General features: G+C 72.0%; 12 protein-coding genes and 4 pseudogenes. 10 read left to right on the top strand and 6 right to left on the bottom strand.

The genetic code is table 11. The features are described from left to right. Positions 1–125: 125 nt before the first annotated feature. Positions 126–839: a DUF2848 domain-containing protein gene (locus J5X86_RS37895; RefSeq protein WP_208521196.1), complete on the top strand. Its 714-nt coding sequence runs from the start codon at positions 126–128 to the stop codon at positions 837–839. 179 nt (positions 840–1,018) lie between these two features. Here J5X86_RS37895 and J5X86_RS37890 read toward each other — a convergent pair whose 3' ends face one another. Both J5X86_RS37890 and J5X86_RS37885 read right to left on the bottom strand, forming a co-directional pair. Beyond that, positions 1,019–1,459 carry an SPW repeat protein gene (locus tag J5X86_RS37890; protein ID WP_208521195.1) on the bottom strand — a complete coding sequence of 147 codons (441 nt, stop codon included), beginning with the start codon at positions 1,457–1,459 and terminating at the stop codon, positions 1,019–1,021. 171 nt (positions 1,460–1,630) lie between these two features. Continuing rightward, positions 1,631–2,002: a 5-carboxymethyl-2-hydroxymuconate Delta-isomerase gene (locus tag J5X86_RS37885; RefSeq protein ID WP_208521194.1), complete on the bottom strand. Its 372-nt coding sequence runs from the start codon at positions 2,000–2,002 to the stop codon at positions 1,631–1,633. A 202-nt stretch (positions 2,003–2,204) separates the two neighbouring features. Here J5X86_RS37885 and J5X86_RS52160 point away from each other — a divergent pair, with 202 nt between their 5' ends. Then, the gene (locus J5X86_RS52160; protein WP_256649896.1) at positions 2,205–2,336 is read left to right on the top strand and encodes a hypothetical protein; all 132 of its coding nucleotides are present in this window, start codon (positions 2,205–2,207) and stop codon (positions 2,334–2,336) included. 72 nt (positions 2,337–2,408) lie between these two features. Further along, on the top strand, positions 2,409–3,005 hold the full coding sequence (locus J5X86_RS37880; protein ID WP_208521193.1) for a winged helix-turn-helix domain-containing protein: 597 nt from the start codon (positions 2,409–2,411) through the stop codon (positions 3,003–3,005). Positions 3,006–3,120: 115 nt separating this feature from the next. Here J5X86_RS37880 and J5X86_RS37875 read toward each other — a convergent pair whose 3' ends face one another. Beyond that, on the bottom strand, positions 3,121–5,316 hold the full coding sequence (locus J5X86_RS37875; RefSeq protein ID WP_208521192.1) for an MMPL family transporter: 2,196 nt from the start codon (positions 5,314–5,316) through the stop codon (positions 3,121–3,123). A 251-nt stretch (positions 5,317–5,567) separates the two neighbouring features. Between J5X86_RS37875 and J5X86_RS37870 the strand changes: the two genes are divergently transcribed. The 4 genes and pseudogenes from J5X86_RS37870 to J5X86_RS37860 all read left to right on the top strand — a co-directional run. After that, on the top strand, positions 5,568–6,845 hold the full coding sequence (locus J5X86_RS37870) for a sensor domain-containing protein (protein ID WP_208521191.1): 1,278 nt from the start codon (positions 5,568–5,570) through the stop codon (positions 6,843–6,845). Between the two features lie 169 nt (positions 6,846–7,014). Continuing rightward, a pseudogene (locus tag J5X86_RS37865) lies at positions 7,015–8,079 on the top strand (hypothetical protein); the annotation flags it as partial. Continuing rightward, positions 8,034–8,189, top strand: a pseudogene (locus tag J5X86_RS53050) (hypothetical protein); the annotation flags it as partial. The pseudogenes J5X86_RS37865 and J5X86_RS53050, both read left to right, overlap by 46 nt. 441 nt (positions 8,190–8,630) lie before the next feature. Further along, positions 8,631–8,846 (top strand): annotated as a pseudogene (locus J5X86_RS37860) (VOC family protein); the annotation flags it as partial. Between the two features lie 22 nt (positions 8,847–8,868). Here the strand turns inward: J5X86_RS37860 and J5X86_RS37855 are convergent. Next, on the bottom strand, positions 8,869–10,278 hold the full coding sequence (locus J5X86_RS37855) for a hypothetical protein (protein ID WP_308124838.1): 1,410 nt from the start codon (positions 10,276–10,278) through the stop codon (positions 8,869–8,871). A gap of 134 nt (positions 10,279–10,412) precedes the next feature. Beyond that, positions 10,413–10,661 (bottom strand): ATP-binding protein, encoded by a 249-nt coding sequence (locus J5X86_RS37850; protein ID WP_243982483.1) that lies wholly within the window; start codon positions 10,659–10,661, stop codon positions 10,413–10,415. A 121-nt stretch (positions 10,662–10,782) separates the two neighbouring features. Between J5X86_RS37850 and J5X86_RS37845 the strand changes: the two genes are divergently transcribed. Together J5X86_RS37845 and J5X86_RS37840 are read left to right on the top strand one after the other, a co-directional pair. Continuing rightward, positions 10,783–11,430: a response regulator transcription factor gene (locus J5X86_RS37845; RefSeq protein ID WP_119987347.1), complete on the top strand. Its 648-nt coding sequence runs from the start codon at positions 10,783–10,785 to the stop codon at positions 11,428–11,430. Positions 11,431–11,545: 115 nt separating this feature from the next. Next, entirely contained in the window at positions 11,546–14,680 is a 3,135-nt protein-coding gene (locus J5X86_RS37840) for an alpha-N-acetylglucosaminidase (protein WP_208521190.1), read from the top strand. 180 nt (positions 14,681–14,860) lie between these two features. Here J5X86_RS37840 and J5X86_RS37835 read toward each other — a convergent pair. Next, a pseudogene (locus J5X86_RS37835) lies at positions 14,861–15,094 on the bottom strand (rod shape-determining protein); the annotation flags it as partial. Between the two features lie 108 nt (positions 15,095–15,202). Here J5X86_RS37835 and J5X86_RS37830 point away from each other — a divergent pair. After that, positions 15,203–17,143 (top strand): hypothetical protein, encoded by a 1,941-nt coding sequence (locus J5X86_RS37830; RefSeq protein WP_208521189.1) that lies wholly within the window; start codon positions 15,203–15,205, stop codon positions 17,141–17,143. Positions 17,144–17,494: the final 351 nt, after the last annotated feature.

Here is a 17,494-nt window from a genome sequence, read left to right as displayed (position 1 = left end):
GTGGGTCGACCTTCCGGCATACTTGTTGTATACCAACGGTATGCGCAACCCCTCCGGGGGAAGTTAACCGCTTCGAAATCGCAGAAACAGCACATCGCCCCACCGCGCCTTGGAGAGCTCAGCCCATGACGACGCAGCCCACACAGCCCGCCCGGTCCTCGCTCACCTTCGAACTCCCCGACGGCTCCCTCCACCACGTGGAGGTCGTCCAGGTGCTCAACGCGGGCTACGCGGGACGCAGCCAGGACGATGTGGCCGCCCATGTCGCCGAGCTCGCCGAGCTGGGCGTGCCCGCGCCCTCCGTGACGCCCGCCCTCTACCCCGTCTCCCCCTACCTCGCCCAGCAGACCGGCCAGGTCAGCGTCCAGCACGCCCGCACCTCGGGCGAGGCCGAGTGGGCGCTGGTCGTGGCCGCGGACGGGGAGCTGCTGCTGACGGCGGCCTGCGACCACACCGACCGGGCGCTGGAGGTGCACGGCGTGGCCTGGAGCAAGAACGCGGCCCCCGATGTGCTGGCCACCCGCGCCTGGCGGCTGTCCGATGTGGAGTCCCGCCTGGATGACTTGACGCTCCGTGCCTGGGTCACTCACGACGGTGAGGAGACCGAGGTGCAGAGCGGCACCCTGGCCGAGTTGCTGCCGCCCTCCTACTGGGTCGAGGTGCTGCGCGAACGCGGTGACCTGGTGCCCGGCACCGTGCTGATCTCCGGCACCATCCCGATGGCCGAGGACGTGGACCAGTTCGCCGGGCGCTGGCGGGTGGAGCTGGGCGACCCGGCCACCGGCCGGACCATCGACTGCTCCTACGACGTGGTCCCGCTGCCCGAGCCGATCGGCTGAGACGGCACATCCAGACACCGGCAAGGGCACCGACAAGGGCACCGGCAAGGCACGAAGAGCACCGGTAGCGCACGAAGGCCGTCCACCGCACCACGAAGGCCGTCCACCGCACGACCCCCGAGGGCGTGCGGTGGACGGCCTTCGCCGATGCGCAGACGGTTCAGTGATTCAGCGTCCGGTCAGGTCTCCCTGCCCTTCCGCATCACCATGCCGGCTGCGATCAGGCCGAACAGGCAGGTGATGGCACCCACGACGACATTGTTCACGATCATCCCCATATCGGGACCCCGGGCGACCACCCAGGGGGAGATGATCATCCATACACCGATCGCGGACATGGCCCAGCACAGGCTGTACATCCTCCTCGGCGCCGTGGTGAGGCCGATGCCCAGCAGGGCGATCGCGATACCGAGGACGAGGTTGTTGACCATGAGGTTGGGGTTGGTGCCCGAGAAGTGCACCACCCAGGGAGAGATGGCGAAGTACAAACCGGCGAGAAGTACCGGCCCGTCGAGGAAGACAACATCCCGAGCGTCCATCATGCGCGCGTAGCGCTCCCGCATCTCGGACACATCGGGGTGGCCTCTAAGATCACCTTTCGCACGTGAGACGTCGGCCATGCGACTCGCCTCCTTCGATCCATGCAAGTCTGACCGCGCAGTGCGGTAAAAACACCGCACCCCCATTGTGCGCCTCGCCTTGGTATATAGGTAGATGTCGGATTCGCATCAAATGACGTATAGTTCGCGGTCGGCCGCCGTACGACATGCGCACGGGAGGCAGGGGGAGCGTCAGGCCGGATGGACCGCCTCGTGCTTCTCGTAGCAGTCCCGGTCGAGATCGCGGACATCGACGGTGGTCTGCACGGTCAGCCCCGGCACGGGCGACACATGGGCGCGGGCCACCTCCAGCACGGCGGCGGACAACTCCCGCTTGGTCCCGGCGTCGCGCCCGGACAGGATGGACACCTCGATATGGATCATGGCGAGGTCCGGGGCACCGTCCGCGAGATGGGCCTCCGCTATCCGCCGGAAGCGGGTCTTGCAGCCCGCCACCGCCGTGTCGACGGTCTTGGCGACCACCGGATGCAGGGCGGCACCGAAGCCGGGGCGGTCGAACGCGTCGGTCAGGGTGTCGGAGTATTCGACGACGATATGCGGCATGGGCTTGCGCTCCTCCAGGGGTACGCGGCGGCCGGTGGCGCTGCCGCGTGGGGCGTCTTACGCGGGCATCGTCGCACCTCTTCCCGCTCCACGGCCGAGCACCCCGGGCCCGCCATCCGCTTCAGTCCCGGCCCCGTACCTGCTTCAGTTCCGGCTCCGTATCCGCTTCAGCCCTGACCCCGGTATCTGCTTCAATAGGCGCATGGCCAGCCTCCATGACATCGCGACGGGTCGTTACGACCTCGAGCCGTTCTGGCCGTCCCGGCAGGCGCACCACTTCGACCGCGAGTGTTGCCGCGCATCCGATGCGCGGGCCCGCTCGCTCGGCCGCTGACCTCTCCGTCCGGCCGCCCAGCCCGCGCGCACGACGTCCATTGACGCCTTCTCGCGCGAAAGAGCTGACCTCATGACGAACCTCCGTAGCCTGTCGTCCGCCTCCGCCTCCGCTCCCGCCGCCCCGTCCGCGGCGTCCGCCCCGGCGAACCGCCAGCGGCTGCGAGCCGTCGCACCGGACGAGGTGCCGCCGGTCGCCGATCTGCTGCACCCCGGCGCCACCTGGCTGCCCGCTCCCCCGCACACCCTGCCCATACTCCCCGGCCACCCGCCGATGGTCGGCTATCTGGTGCTGGTCCCGGCCGACCGGCAGCGGCCCGAGGCGGCGGGGCCGCCCCCGGAGGGGATACCGGCGGTGACGGGCGAAACCGGCGAGACGGGTGACGAGCTCATCCGGATCGACCCCGACCATCGGACCGCCGAGGTCGCGGGGCGGCCGCTGGACCTGACCTATCTCGAGTTCGAGCTGCTGAGCCATCTCGTCGCCCATCCGCACCGGGTGCACTCCCGCGATCAGCTCGTGACCACGGTGTGGGGGTACGGCCATGTCGGCGACGGCCGGACCGTCGATGTCCATGTGGCCCGGCTGCGCCGCAAGATGGGCTCCGAGCACCGGGGGACGATCGTGACGGTGCGGCGAGTGGGGTACAAGTACGTGCCCACCGTCTGACCGCATCCGTGCACCCATGACGCCCGCCGTGCCGGACAGGCCAGGAGCCTGTCCGGCACGGCGAGCGCGTACCTGGGTGCAGTGTGCGTCAAGTGGTGTGCGCTCGGACCCGCGCTCAGCGGCCCGCCCCCACCAGCGGCGGCCGCGGCCGCTCCACCGGCTCCTCGCCGTGGTCGATGCTCGGCAGCCACCGCAGGGCGCGCGGCAGATACCAGTTGCGCTCCCCCAGCAGCGCCATCACCGAGGGCAGCAGCACCATCCGCACCAGCGTGGCGTCCACCAGCACCGCGACCGCGAGCCCGACGCCCATCTGCTGCATGTCCTGCATCCGCAGCAGCGCGAAGACCGCGAACACGGCGACCATGATGGTGGCCGCCCCGGTGACCGAGCCCGCCGTCGTCCGGATGCCCTCGCGGATCGCGTCCCGGGTGGCGAGGCCCCGTGCATGGGCCTCCCGGATCCGCGAGACCACGAAGACGTGGTAGTCCATCGACAGCCCGAAGAGGATGACGAGGACGAACAGCGGCATCCACGACTCGATCGCCCCGCCCGGCTCCATCCCCAGCAGCTCCGCGCCCCAGCCGTGCTGGAAGACGGCGGTCATCGTGCCGTACGCGGCGCCCACCGACAGCAGGTTGAGCAGGATCGAGACGATGGCGATCGGCAACGACCGGAAGCAGAGCAGCATCAGAACGAAGGTCACGGCGGCGATGAAGAGGAAGACCGGTGCGATGTCGGTCTTCAGCTGGTCGTTGAAGTCGCGGCTTCCGGCGAGCTCACCGCTCACATACACCTGGTCGGAGACCGGCCCCAGGATCTTCGGCACCAGATCGTCCCGGAGGGTGTCCAGGGCGCGCCGGGAGGTGGCGTCCTGACCGTCCCCGGCCAGCGGCACCTCGATCCGGGCCACCCCCTTCGTACGGTGCGCCTCGACGTCGATCGTCCTGCCGAACCGTCCGGAGGCGGCGAGTTCCTTCTTGAAGTCCGCGACGGCCGTCTCGAAGCGGGGCGAGGCGATGTCGTCGGAGCGCAGCACGACCTCGGCCGGGGCGGGGCCGCCGGGGAAGGCGCCGGTGATCTCCTGGTAGGCCACGGTGATCGGGGCGTCGGAGCCGAACTGCTTTTCCATGCCGAGCTGTTCGGTCTTCATCCCGAGGGCGGGCGCGGACAGCATCAGCAGCAGCGCGCCCGATACGACGGCGAACAGCTTCGGCTTGGCCAGGACGGGCCGCATCAGCCTGACGGTGACGCCACCGCTGGTGTGCACGCCCTTCTTCCGGCGGCGGTTCAGCAGCGGCACCCGCCCGGCGTCGATCCGGTCGCCCAGCCAGGACAGCATCGCGGGCAGCACGGTCACCGAGCCGAGCATCGACATCAGGACGACCAGGATGGTGGCGACCGCGAAGCCGTGGAACAGCAGCAGTCCGGACAGGAACATCCCGGACATCGCCAGCATGACCGTGATCCCGGAGATCAGCACCGCCCGGCCGCTGGTGGCGGCCGCGATCCGCAGCGCGGTTCCGGCGTCCCGGCCCGCGGCCCGCTCATCGCGCTCCCGCCGCAGATAGAACAGCGAGTAGTCGACGCCGACGGCCAGGCCCACCAGGAACATCACCGAGAATGTGGAGTCGAACATGGGCAGCTTGTGGCTGACGAGGGCGAGCAGTCCGAAGGTGCCGACGCAGGCGGTCACCGCGAGCAGCACCGGCAGCAGCGCGGCGACCAGCGCCCCGAAGACCACCAGCAGAATGCCCAGCGCCAGTGGTACGGCGGTCAGCTCGGCCTTCTTGAAGTCGTTGGCGAACATGTCGTCGAGCCGGTGCTGGGCGGTGGCGTCGCCGAACTCGTAGACCACGATGCCCCGATGGGCCGACTCGGTCTTCTTCACCGCCTCGACGACCGGCTCCACCCGCTTCCCGGCGGTGTCCGGGTCGCCCTTCATCTCAAAGCTGATCAGGGCCTCCCGTCCGCTCTCCGAGCGCACCGGGGGCTGGACGCGCACCGCCTCACCCGTCCGCTCCAGTCGCGCCGTAAGGTCGCGGGCCGCGTCCCGCCAGCCGTCCGGGCCCTCGCCGCGCAGCATCACCATCTCCCCGGCCGGGGTCTGGAGGCCCGCGTCCTCCAGGATCTTCTCCGCACGTGCGGAATCGCCCGCACCGTTCTCGGAATTGGTCATCTGCCGGGACCCCGACATTCCGCCGACCACGGCGACGACCACGACGAACAGCAGCCATCCGATGATCGCGGTCTTGCGGTGGCGAGTGCTCCACCCGCCCAGCCGCACGGCCAGGCCCTTCCTCGTTGCGCTCATGGCGTCTCTCCCCGTGCGGTATGGACGGAACAGGTCATGCCACGACGCTAGAAAGCCGCAGGTCCGCGCCCCAGCCGGGCAGCCACCCAGTGGCCGAGCCATAGGGCGAGGTGGGGAGGTGGTGCCAGGTACACCCCCGGACGGTCCGCACCCCCCGTGACCGGCCAGGGGCGCGCGGTCAGACTGAGGGCGTTGACTGACGGTGCCGGATCACCGGGACCGACGGGACGGACCGCCGAGAGGGACGCAGGATGAAGGTACGCAAAGCGCTGTTGGCCTGTGTGCGGGGGCTTGCCCTGGCCCCGCTCACGCTCGCGGGCTCCATCACGCTGTTCACGCTGTTGGTCGTGTCCGTGTGTCTGATCCCGCTGGGCGTGGGGGTGTTCACCACCCCTCTCCTGGTCCGCACGGTGCGGGCGCACGCCAATCAGCGCCGGCTGCTGGCCGCCACCTGGTCCGATGTGCGCATCCAGCTGCCGTACCGCCCGCTGCCCGCCGATCGGCGCTCCGGGGTCACCGGGCAGGTGGAGCTGTGCACCTTCCTGCTGAAGGACCCGGCCACCTGGCGGGATCTGCTGTGGCTGGCCGTCGACATGATCGCCGGCTTTGTCACCGCGCTGCTGGCCTTCGTCTTCGTGCCGTACGGGATCGAGGGGTTCGTCCTGGCCGCCGGGGTATGGAAGCCGATCGTGGACGCGGGCGGCACCTACTGGTACGGGTTCCTCCCCATCGACTCGCTGTGGACCGCCCTGCTGGCCGTCCCGGTCGGCATCGGGTTCATGGCACTCGGGGCGACCGTCTCCCCCCTCCTGCTGCGCGGCCATTTCCAGCTGGCGCGCGCCTTCCTGGACCCGACCCCGCAGATGGCGCTCGAGCAGCGGGTGCAGCGGCTCACCGAGACCCGGCATGACGCCGTGGACACCTCCGCCGCCGAACTGCGCCGCATCGAGCGCGATCTGCACGACGGCGCCCAGGCCCGGCTCGTCGCCATGGGCATGAGCCTGGGCACCGTGGAGGCCCTGATCGAGAAGGACCCGGCCAAGGCCAAGGAGCTGCTCGCCGCGGCCCGTACGAACTCCGCCGAGGCCCTGGCCGAGCTGCGCGACCTGGTCCGCGGCATCCATCCGCCCGTCCTGGCCGAGCGCGGCCTGGGGGACGCGGTGCGCGCACTGGCGCTGCGGATGGCGGTGCCCGTGGAGGTGGACGTGGATCTGGCGGGCCGAGCCGATGAACCGGTCGAGTCGGCCGCGTACTTCGCGGTCAGCGAGGTGCTGACCAACGCGGCGAAGCACGCGGGCGCCTCGCGGATGTGGCTGGACGTGCACCACACGGAGGGCATGCTGCGCATCACCGTGACCGACGACGGCCGCGGCGGCGCGCAGATCACCCCGGAGGGCGGGCTGAGCGGGGTCGAGCGGCGGCTGGGCACCTTCGACGGGGTCCTCGCGGTCAGCAGCCCGAGCGGCGGGCCGACCATGGTGACGATGGAGATCCCCTGCACACTCTCGGCGCAGGGTGCCGCCAGATGACCCGCCGCCGGGGAAAATCCGGCGGCGGGACGCGCCGCCCCGGTGTTAGCGTGCCGATGCCGGCCGCGGGACTCCGGTGCGACTCCCGGAACCCGCCTGCTAAGCGACGATTCGCAGTTCGTGCCCCCATTCCCCGGCCGGCTCCCGCACCCCGTCGCCGGAGGCCCCCATGGAGACGCTGGCCGATCTGGTCGCGGCCGAGGACGTCCTGCTCTTCGTGAACGCGGCCATCACCTCGACGGGCCAGCGGGAATTCCACTCCGACGCGGGCGAGCAGCGCATGTCGCTCGACTTCCTGCACGCCTACATGCTCGGGAACTACCGGGATCTGTACGCGGCGACCCTCGCGCTGAACATCAATGACCACAACGCGGCGCTGATCGTTCGGCAACTGCTGGAGAGTGCCAAGGAGGCCACACCGGAACAGCGCCGGACCGAGGGCCGGCTGATCGCCCGGCGCCTTGCCACCCTTCCGCCGCCCCGGGTCTACCGGCTGTTCCGCGCGCTGCGCCGGGCCGGGGTCAACAACCGCCGCACCCGCGCCATCGTGCGGGACTGGCTGGCGGCGCGCCCCGATCCGGCGTTCGACGCGGTGAAGTACCGAGGTGGGGTCAAGTCGGCCGTCCGCCACGCACATCTGCGGCTCGACGGCGATCTCGGCCCGTTCCTCTTCGAGCCGGCCGGCCGCCGGAGCGAGGGGTTCGGCTCCCCGCTGCTGGAGGCGTGGCGCCGCGCGCACTACGAGCAGTCCGCGGTGTACGACCTCCCGTACACCGTCGCCGAGGGCTTCGCGGCCAAGCACGGCATCGACCGCGAGGTCTTCCTGGAGCGCATCGCCCCGCGGCTCACCCGGCTGGAGCGGCTGCGGCTGCAGGGGGCGGCCCGCGCGGCCGGGGCCGACTCCGTACGGGCGGATCCGGCCACCATGCCGCTGACCCGGCTGGCGACCTATGTGCTCTCGCTCCCGCTGGACCAACGGGCCGCGCTCCGCGCCGAGTTGACCGCCGCGCTGCGCGCCGCCGCACGGCGCGCGGCGGGCGTCCGGGCCGGCACCTGGGGCCGGGTCGCGGCGGTCCTCGACGACAGCTTCTCCTCCTTCGGCTCCACGCGGAAGCGGCGCCGCCCGCTGGCGGTGGCGCGGGGCTGCCACTTTCTGCTGGAGGCGCTGGCGAGCGAGTTGATCCCGCTGTGGCTGTCCGGCCGCACCGATGCGTTGCTGATGTATCCGCTGGGCCGGTCCCGGAGTTCCGGGCCCGGATCCGCGACGGCGCGGTGGGCTCGCTGGCCGAGCTGCGGGCGGAGGCCGCCCGGCATCAGCGGGAGTGGGCGGAGTTCCACGACCACACCATGGCGGGCGGGCTGCTCGACGAGTCGTACTCCCTCCAGCGCGTCCGCACGATGGGGCCTTTCGCCCTGTCCCGTTTCCTGCCGCCCTTCCATCGCAACACCGAGCAGCACATCGGCGAGACCATCACCCACGAGGACGGCCGCCTGGCCTACCTCAAGACCTTCCGCCTCTCCGAGGCCCAGACCCGGCGCGGCCATCTACTCACCCTCCTCGCCGCCCACGACTGGCACTTCGGCGCGACTGCCGACGCCCTGGGGGTGAGCCGCGACCAGCTCGCCTCCCGTGTGGAGCACGCGGGGTTCGGCGCGCTGCTGCGCCAGGACATACGCGACCACTACCGCGCGGCGGCGCGCGGGACGGCGCCCTGACGAGCTGGCTGCGCCCTCGCCCTGACGGCCGCCGCCCTGCTCTCCGCCCGCACGTCCCGCCGTGACGCCCCGGCGGCCCAGGTCAGCTCTATGACGAGCGACAAGACCGCACCGGTCTCGCCCCACATCGGCGTCGAGGTGGACGACGTCGACGCGGCGTACGAGGCGATGCGCGAGGCCGGCGCGGAGATCGTCCACCCCCTCCAGGACGAGGAGTGGGGCGTCCGCCGCTTCTTCGTCCGCGACCCGGGCGGCCGCGTGGACAACGTCCTGGGCCACCGCTGACACTCCACCGCGCCGCGCGCGCTCAGTCAGTGATGTACCAGTCGTCCTTCATGTACTCCAGGGTGCTGGTCCCGATCTCGTTTTCGGAGAAGGTGACGGAGCCCTTTACCGCATCGGCCGGAATGTCGATCTTGGCGGGGCTTAGTACGACGACCTTCTGCGGGTCGACCGTCGCGGTCTGCAGCGCCTTCTTCTGCGTAGGGGAGATCATCTGGAACGTGACGAGGAACGTGGACGTGCACGGACCGAACCCCTGGTCCTCCGCCTGCTTCGCCGCGGGCCCGGCCACCTCGCAGACCGTCTTGATGTCCTCCCGGCCCACGGCGTGCAGATACTCCTCGTACCGCCGGATCGCCCCTTCCTTCGTCCTGGGCGCGGCCTGGTCCGTGGGCTGGTCTGTGGGCTGGTCCGTGGGCTGGTCCGTGGGCTGGTCCGTGGGCTGGTCCTTGGGCGGATCCGTCGGCGGCTTCTCGGCGGGCCCGCAACTGTCGTTGGTGAAGATGCCCGACAGCAGACGCCCCGGGCGCGGGCCCATCGGCCCGTTGAATCCGCTCACATGCTGCTGCGACCCCCACCACCCGGCGTACCCCCACCAGGGCTCGCGGTTGACAGGGCGGGCGTGCTCCCAAGTGCGCCACTCGGCGCCGCCCTTCGAGGGCCGATCGAGCGTGCCGTTCACCCACTGGTTCTTATCGGTCGGATAGGAGCCGTGTGAACCACGCGCCGAGTACACCGTCGGATGCCCGTCCTGCGGATCCAGTTCCGGCCACTTCACGCTGCACGTATCCTTGCCGTGCTTCGCGAACGTCACCGACTCCGGCTTGCCGTCGCGCAGCTGGACCGCGACGCGCTCCCAGTCGCCCTCGTGCCGGTTGCCCGGGGTCAGGTTGTTGTAGGCGTAGAAGAACCAGTAGACGTACGCCGCGCGCTTCGGGTCGGTCTTGTGGTTGTGGTACTCCCAGTAGACCGGCGCGTCAGTGCCCTCGCCCTTCCGCACCTCCTTCGGCGGGTCGAGATAGAAACCGCCGTCGGCCTCGGTCGAGGTGTGCCACTTGTCCCCGTGTCCGGGGCAGGACACCGGCTTGGACGAGGACTTCCCCGGCTGCACGTCCGCGTGCTTGTAGGGACTGTCCTTACTGCCCAACCGCCGCGGGTCGGGCGGATCGGCCACCGGTCCCTCGTCACGGCAGAAGCCGTCGTGGTCGAAGCGCAGCGCGGACCGCCCGATGAACCGCGTCGCGTCCATCGGCAACAGCGACTCCCCCTTGGCCAGCCGCACCAACGGCGCGAACCGCGCGGCCTCGGCCGCGGACCCCTTGGAAGGCTCCGCCCCCGTCCACTCCTTCTCCTTCTCCTTCTCCGGCCCGCACGCCACCAGCGCCACCGAAAGCGACACCGCCACGCCCACCATCGCCCGCATCCGACCCAGCACCGGCTCCCCCTTCGTTCGCCCGCCACCAGCCAGCAGCACGTCACGAGGACATTACGCAAAATCCGGCAGAACGGTTCCCCGCGCGGGGCGCCCAACCCACAGGGCCGCCCCGCGCGGAAGCCTCCCCTTTACGCTCAGCCGTGCTGCTCCTCGGGCTTCGGCGGCGCGAGGGCGAACCACACCGCCTTGCCGGTGACGCCCGCGTCCTTGTCGGTGTAGTCGACCACACCCCAGTCGTCCGAACACGACTCGACCAGCGCCAACCCCCGGCCGCCCTCGTCGTCGGCCTCGGCCTGGACCGGCTGGGGCAGGGACGAGCCCGAGTCCCATACGGTGACGCGGAAGTCCGGGGGCTTCGGCTGCCAGTCGCTCCTCCGCACCATAAAAACCGGCGCCCTCGACCGCCCGGGCCGCTGATCCCCTCCCGCTCACCGCACAGCGGTACATTCGTCGGATTCGGTCACGTCCCCCACCCCAGGGGCCCGACGAAGTCTTGGAGCCGCCGTGCGTGTTGTGGTCGCCGAGGATCTGTTCCTGTTGCGGGACGGGCTGGTCCGCATGTTGGAGGCGTACGACTTCGAGGTCGTGGCGGCCGTGGAGAGCGGGCCCGAGCTGAGCAAGGCGCTGGCGGAGCTGGAGCCGGATGTCGCGGTGGTGGATGTGCGGCTGCCGCCGTCGTTCAGCGACGAGGGGCTGCAGTGCGCTCTGGGGGCGCGGCGGGCGCGGCCGGGGTTGCCGGTGCTGGTGCTGTCGCAGCATGTGGAGCAGCTCTACGCGCGGGAGCTGCTCGCGGACGGCAGTGGGGGCATCGGGTATCTGCTCAAGGACCGGGTCTTCGACGCCGATCAGTTCATCGACGCGGTGCGGCGGGTCGCCGCGGGGGGCACGGCGATGGATCCGCAGGTGATCTCGCAGCTCCTGGACCGGCGCGCCCAGGACAAGCCGCTGGGGCGGCTGACGCCGCGGGAGCTCGAGGTGATGGAGCTGATGGCGGAGGGGCGGTCGAATACGGCGATCGCGGCCAAGCTGTTCGTCACCGAGCGGGCGGTGGCCAAGCACACCTCCAATATCTTCGGAAAGCTCGGTCTGCCGCCGTCGGACGACAACAACCGCCGGGTGCTGGCGGTGCTGGCCTACCTCGACCGGGGCTGATGGTCCATGGCCCCGGGAACCGGCACCTCCCCGGGCGCCCCATTGCTCCCACCCCATAACGCTGGTTAAGTGCCTTCTCCATACGACGCATTGGCCGTTGTCCGATGGGGGGCGCATGAGCGACCTGAGCAGACGCACGCTGATCGGAACCGCCGGAGCACTCGGGGCCGGGGCCACGCTGGGGAGCCGCGTCCCCGCGATGGCCGATGAGCCGCACGACGCACAGGACACCGCCGTGACCGCATTCGACACCGCTCCCGCCCGGGCCGCCCTGCGGCGGCTGCTGCCGGCGCACGCCGGGCAGTTCCGGCTGATGGCGCTGGCGAAACGGGGCGATGAGGAGCGGTTCGAGGTCGACGGATCCGCGGGGCGGGTGACGGTCTCCGGCACCAGCCCGGCGGTGCTGCTCACGGGCGTGCACTGGTATCTCAAGTACACCTGCCACGCCCAGCTCACCTGGTCCGGCGATCAGCTGAACCTGCCGGAGAAGCTGCCCGCGCCCGCCCGGCGCCTCACGCACTCGACCGCGCTGCCGCACCGCTTCGCGTTCAACGACACCCATGACGGCTACACCGCGCCGTTCGCCGACTGGGACCGCTGGGAGCACCTGATCGACGTCGCGGCCCTGCACGGCTGCAACGAACTGCTGGTCACCGCCGGTCAAGAGGCCGTCTACCACCGGCTGCTCCAGGAGTTCGGCTACACCGAGACCGAGGCGCGCACCTGGCTCCCCGCCCCCTCCCACCAGCCGTGGTGGCTGCTGCAGAACATGAGCGAATACGGCGGCCCGGTGTCCACCGCGCTCCTGGACAAGCGCACGGAGCTGGGGCGGCGGATCGCCGACCGGCTGCGGGAGCTGGGCATGCGGCCGGTGTTCCCCGGCTACTTCGGCACCGTTCCCGACGGCTTCGCGGACCGCAACCCGGAGGCCCGTACGGTGCCGCAGGGCGACTGGAACGGGCTCAGGCGGCCCGACTGGCTCGATCCGCGCACCGAGTCGTTCCGGAAGGTGGCCGCGGCCTTCTACCGCCATCAGCGCGAACTGTTCGGCGAGGCCGGGCTGTTCAAGATGGATCTGCTGCACGAGGGCGGCGACCCCGGTGACGTCCCGGTGCCCGACGCCGCCCGCGCCGTGGAGACCGCGCTGCGGACCGCCCGCCCCGGCGCCATCTGGGTGATCCTCGGCTGGCAGGAGAACCCCCGCCGCGATCTGCTGGACGCCGTCGACCACGACCGGATGCTCGTGGTGGACGGGCTGTCGGACCTGGACACCGTCACCGACCGGGAGAAGGACTGGGGTGCGGTGCCGTACGCGTTCGGCACCATCCCCAACTTCGGCGGCCGCACCACGATCGGCGCCAAGACCCATATGTGGACGAAGCGGTTCACCGTATGGCGGGACAAGCCGGGCAGCAAGCTGGTCGGCACGGCCTATATGCCGGAGGCGGCCGAGCGGGATCCGGCCGCGTTCGAGCTGTTCAGCGAGTTGGCGTGGCGGGAGGAGGCGGTGGACCGGGCCGAGTGGTTCCGCTCGTACGCCGATGTGCGCTACGGCGGACGGGACGCCAAGGCCCGGGAGGCGTTCGCCGCGCTGCGCGACACCGCGTACGAGATCAGCAGCAAGGACGGCCGCCCACATGACTCGGTCTTCGCCGCCCGCCCCTCCCTGACCGCGCGTTCGGGCACCAACTACGCGACCCACACGCCCGCCTTCGACCCGGCCGGTTTCGACGTGGCCTTCGCCGCGCTGCTGGGCGTCCGCGCCGGACTGCGCGACAGCGACGCCTACCGCCACGACCTCACCGACATCGCGCGGCAGGCGCTCGCCAACCGCTCCTGGCAGCTCATCCCCCAGCTCCAGGACGCCTACGACCGTAAGGACCGCACGGCCTTCCGGACGCTGGCCCGGCTGTGGCTCAAGCTGATGCGGCTCAGCGACGACATGACCGGCGCCCACCGGCGGTTCCTGCTGGGCCCGTGGCTCGAGGACGCCAAGCGGATGGCGTCGGGCGAGGAGGAGTCGGCCCAGCTCGAGCGGGCCGCGCGCACCCTCATCACCACCTGGGCGGACCGCGCCACGGCGGACGGCGGCAAGCTGGCCAACTACGCCAACCGCGACTGGAGCGGCCTCATCGCCGACTTCCACCTCCCCCAGTGGCAGTCCTATCTGGACGAGCTGGAGGACGCGCTGGCGGAGAACCGCCCCCCGCGCGCCTTCGACTGGTTCGCCGTCGAGGAGCCGTGGACACGGGAGCGCACAAGCTATCCGGTGCGGCCGACGACGGACGCCCACCGCACCGCCCAGCGGGTGTACGAGGCGCTGGCCAAGGCCCCGTACCAGGGCACGCTGACCGTCACCGCCAAGCCCACCGCCCTGCCGCCCGGCGGCACCGCGTCCCTCACCGCCGCCCTGCGCAACGTCAACGGGCTGCGCCCCACCGGCCGCGTCGACTTCGACCTCACCGTGACCGGGCTTGACCCGGAGCCGGACGGGCCGACCCGGCTGCCCGGCGTCCCCGCGGGCGGCACGGGCGAGGTCCGCTGGCGCGCGACCGCGCCCGACGAGCCGCTGGAGCACCCGCTCAAGCCGCTGCCGTACGAGCTGGGCGTCGCCTACGGGCCACGGGGCGAGGACCGGGTGCGGGCCGTGCGCGCCGGGACGCTGTGGATCGCCGGACCGCTGGCGGACGGCTTGCGGACGGTCACCAACAGCGGTGCGGCCTTCGGTCAGCTCGACGAGCGGTTCGCGATCGACGGCGCGGGCCAGGACCTGTGGAAGGGCACCGCCGAATTCGGCTCCGTCTACCGCGACGACGTCCTTACGGTGGGCACGGCCATCACCGTGAAGGTGACCGCCCAGGCGGCCACCGGGCCCTGGGCGCGGGCCGGGATCATCGTCCGCAACGACCTCGCCACGGCGGGCTCCCCCGGCTTTGTGAACCTCTCCGTCACCCCGGCCAACGGGGTCGTCCTGTCCTACGACTCGGGCGGCGACGGCACGCTGGACACCTACCAGCGGATCACCGGCGTCAAGGCGCCCGTCCTGCTGCGGCTGACCCGCACCGCGGCCACCTCCTACACCGGCGAGCTGTCCACCGACGACGGCACGACCTGGCGGAAGGTGGCCACCGTGACGGCACCGGGCGCGACGGCCGCACAGGATGCCGGGATCTTCATGACCGCGGCGAACGGCGGCACGGGCGCCCGGGGGACGGTCGAGTTCAGCGGCTGGAAAACCAGTACGCCGTAGCGGGTTCGCGTCAGTGGCGGATCTTTCCCCACCCCGCCCCCTTCCCACGGTATCGATGTCGGCTCCGCCGCGTGGCAGGGGCTTCGCCCCTGGACCCCTGGGTCTGGGGCGGAGCCCCGCATGCGGCGGAGCCGCAAATCGTCAGGTGTCGGGAAGGGGCGGGGCTCAGGGGGTGTCCGGCGGGTGGTGACGCCTGCGGCGGGCTGTTCCCCTCCCCGCCCCTTCCCTCAACTGGGGCTCCGCCCCAGACCCCGGCCGGACGACCCGGATGTGCACGGGCATCCGCCCGGTCATCCGCCGCGCCGGCGTGCCGACCGCGATCAGCCCGCCGGCGCGGGTGTTCACGGCGGCGACGGTCGGCTCGTCGACGCCCGGGGTCCAGAGGCGAAGCCCCTGCCACGCGCCGGAGCGCATACCGATGCTGCGGGAAGGGGCGGGGAGGGGAAAGGAGCCCGCCGCAGGCGCCAAGTCCCGCCGGACACCCGTAGGTGACCAACCCGGCCCGCCACTCGTTCACGAACCGTGGACCAGCACCGGGCGACAGTCGCCCCCGACGACGAAACCACCGGCCTGATCGACGTCGAGCAGGCCGAGGCCGCCATCGTCGAGCACTACCCGCGGCTGGTGCGGCTCGCGTATCTCATCCTGCCGCCGGGCATCGGGCGCACCCGCCGGGTGCTCGCGGCGCATGCCCTCGCCCAGCGCGCGCTGCCCCGCAACCGCGGCTACGGCATGGGCCCGGACCCGCACCCCGATGTCGAACTGCCCTGGCAGCGCGGCACGAAGGGCCCGGGGGCCGACACCGGCTATGCGTATGTGCGGCTGCGGGTGCTGCGCCTGGCGCTGCGCGCCGCCCGGCCGCGGCGCTGGTGGCAGCGGCCCCCGGCACTGCCGCAGGTGTTCGGGCTACGGCTGTTCCCGCGTTCCGGCGGCGCCGATGAACTCGCCCTGGAGCGGGTCCTGTCGGAGCTTTCCGGGCCCGGCCGCGCCGCGTACGTGCTGCTGGAGCTGGAGCAGCTCGGCGAGCACGAGACGCGCGCGCTGCTGGGCACCGCGGGGGTCGCCTACCCGCGGGCCGCGCTGGACGAGGCGGAGTCGGTACCGGAGCAGACCGGCAGCCAGGACGAATCACTGCTGGAGTCCCCGGAGTTCGACCCGTGTTCGCTCCAGGCGCGGCCCACCGATCTGATGCGCCGCCGTCAGCATGTGCGCGCGGTGCTGGTGGCCGTCGTGGCGCTGGTGGTGTGCGGGACACTGCTGGGCGTGCCGGGGCGCGGCTGGGGGCCGACCGGCGCGGCAGCGCCCTCGTACGCCCGTAATCCGTCCTCCGAACGGGCCCTGGACCCTGCGCGGTTGACGCGGGCCGCGCCCGACGCCTGGCGCACCGCGTCCCGCGCCGGCTTCTCCTCCTGGCCCGCGCGCGGCGGCCGCGTCCGGGACACCGCGCTGCTGCGCCGCGCGCTGGCCGTCTGGGCGCGGCCGGGTCGCTCCGTGCGGGTGTCGGCCACCATGGGCACACAGTCCGGGCCGCCCTCGGGGCCGCCGCAGCTGCTGTTCGCGGGCGAGGTGGACCAGGCCACGGTGGTGCTGCTGTACGACGGACTGCGGGTGGCGCGGTACGCGGAGGCGGGCGAGGGCGGAGCGGCCGCGCTGGACTTCGCCCGGCTGGACGCGGCCGACGCGGCCACCTCGACCGCGCTGGTCCTCAGCCGCACGGACGGCAACGTCCGCTATCTGACCGCTCCTTGGGTGCGCCATGCCTGGGTGCGGGATCTGCTCCACCCGGACGGGGCGCCGCGTCCGCTGCACCGCACCGGGCACGGGGTGACCGATCCGGTGCGCACCATTCCGCAGCTCCGGCCCTGCCGTGGCTGGCCCGCGCTGCAGTTCGGCTCCCGGCTCGTGGCCGACCTGGGCGAACTGGCCCCGGCCCGGCTCACCTACGGCACCCCCGGCGCCGGTGTGCGCGATGTGGCGGGGCGGGCGGCCCGTGCGAGCTGGGCCAGGACCGGGTGCCGGCTGGCGATGATGCGCGGGCGGGGGGTGCGCTCGGTCAACTCCTGGCGGTTCGCCGCCCAGGCCCTGCCGGAGGCGGGCGGCCACGCGGCCTGGCTGTGCACCCGCGCCGACACCTGGCGGGACACGGGCAGCAAGGTCCTGGCGCAGTTCCAGCCGTGGGACACCCGCCGGGGCGCGGCGGGTGCGGTCGTCTCCAGCGCCGACAACTCCCCCGCCTGCGGCCCGCGCGAGCCGCGGGTGCTGGCGGGGGTGTTGTGGAAGGCGCGGTCCGGCCGGTGGTATCTGCTGGCCGCCGGGAGCCGTCAGGTCACCGGGATCGTCGCCACCGGTGGCGTCCGGGGCCGCTCTTACGGCCGCGGCCTGACCCTCCCCGCCAAGGCGGGTGCCCGCGCCGACCTCAGGGCCCGGCTGACGGACGGTGGCCGGCTGAGCCCGTTGCGCTAGGGGGGTGCGGCGGGTCTTGACGCCTGCGGCGGGCTACTCCCCTCCCCACCCCTTCCCGCAGCGTCTATATGCGGCTCCGCCGCGTGGTGGGGCTCCGCCCCAGACCCCGGGATCCAGGGGCGGAGCCCCTGCCAATCCAGCCCCTCCGGCATCTGAGGAGCGGGGTCCGGCGCGGAACTCCTGCCAATCCAGCCCCTCCGGCGATTGAGGAGCGGGGTCCGGGGCGGAGCCCCGGCGGGGGTCCAGGGGCGGAGCCCCTGCCACGCGGCGGAGCCGCATATCGATACCGCGACCGCGGGAAGGGGCGGGGAAGGGAAGGCATCGATACGCGGCTCCGCCGCGTGGTCCGCC

The organism is Streptomyces sp. NEAU-YJ-81 (genome assembly GCF_017592595.1).
In the GTDB taxonomy this organism is placed as follows: Bacteria; Actinomycetota; Actinomycetes; order Streptomycetales; family Streptomycetaceae; genus Streptomyces; species Streptomyces hygroscopicus_B.
The sequence above is the reverse complement of the archived record's forward strand: the minus strand, read 5'-3'. Positions and strand labels throughout refer to the sequence as shown.

Bases quoted from the DNA above. Each gene is read 5' to 3' on its own strand.
- J5X86_RS37895 (WP_208521196.1), top strand. From the start codon at position 126: ATGACGACGCAGCCCACACAGCCCGCCCGGTCCTCGCTCACCTTCGAA.
- J5X86_RS37890 (WP_208521195.1), bottom strand. From the start codon at position 1,459: ATGGCCGACGTCTCACGTGCGAAAGGTGATCTTAGAGGCCACCCCGAT.
- J5X86_RS37885 (WP_208521194.1), bottom strand. From the start codon at position 2,002: ATGCCGCATATCGTCGTCGAATACTCCGACACCCTGACCGACGCGTTC.
- J5X86_RS52160 (WP_256649896.1), top strand. From the start codon at position 2,205: ATGGCCAGCCTCCATGACATCGCGACGGGTCGTTACGACCTCGAGCCG.
- J5X86_RS37880 (WP_208521193.1), top strand. From the start codon at position 2,409: ATGACGAACCTCCGTAGCCTGTCGTCCGCCTCCGCCTCCGCTCCCGCC.
- J5X86_RS37875 (WP_208521192.1), bottom strand. From the start codon at position 5,316: ATGAGCGCAACGAGGAAGGGCCTGGCCGTGCGGCTGGGCGGGTGGAGC.
- J5X86_RS37870 (WP_208521191.1), top strand. From the start codon at position 5,568: ATGAAGGTACGCAAAGCGCTGTTGGCCTGTGTGCGGGGGCTTGCCCTG.
- J5X86_RS37850 (WP_243982483.1), bottom strand. From the start codon at position 10,661: ATGGTGCGGAGGAGCGACTGGCAGCCGAAGCCCCCGGACTTCCGCGTC.
- J5X86_RS37840 (WP_208521190.1), top strand. From the start codon at position 11,546: ATGAGCGACCTGAGCAGACGCACGCTGATCGGAACCGCCGGAGCACTC.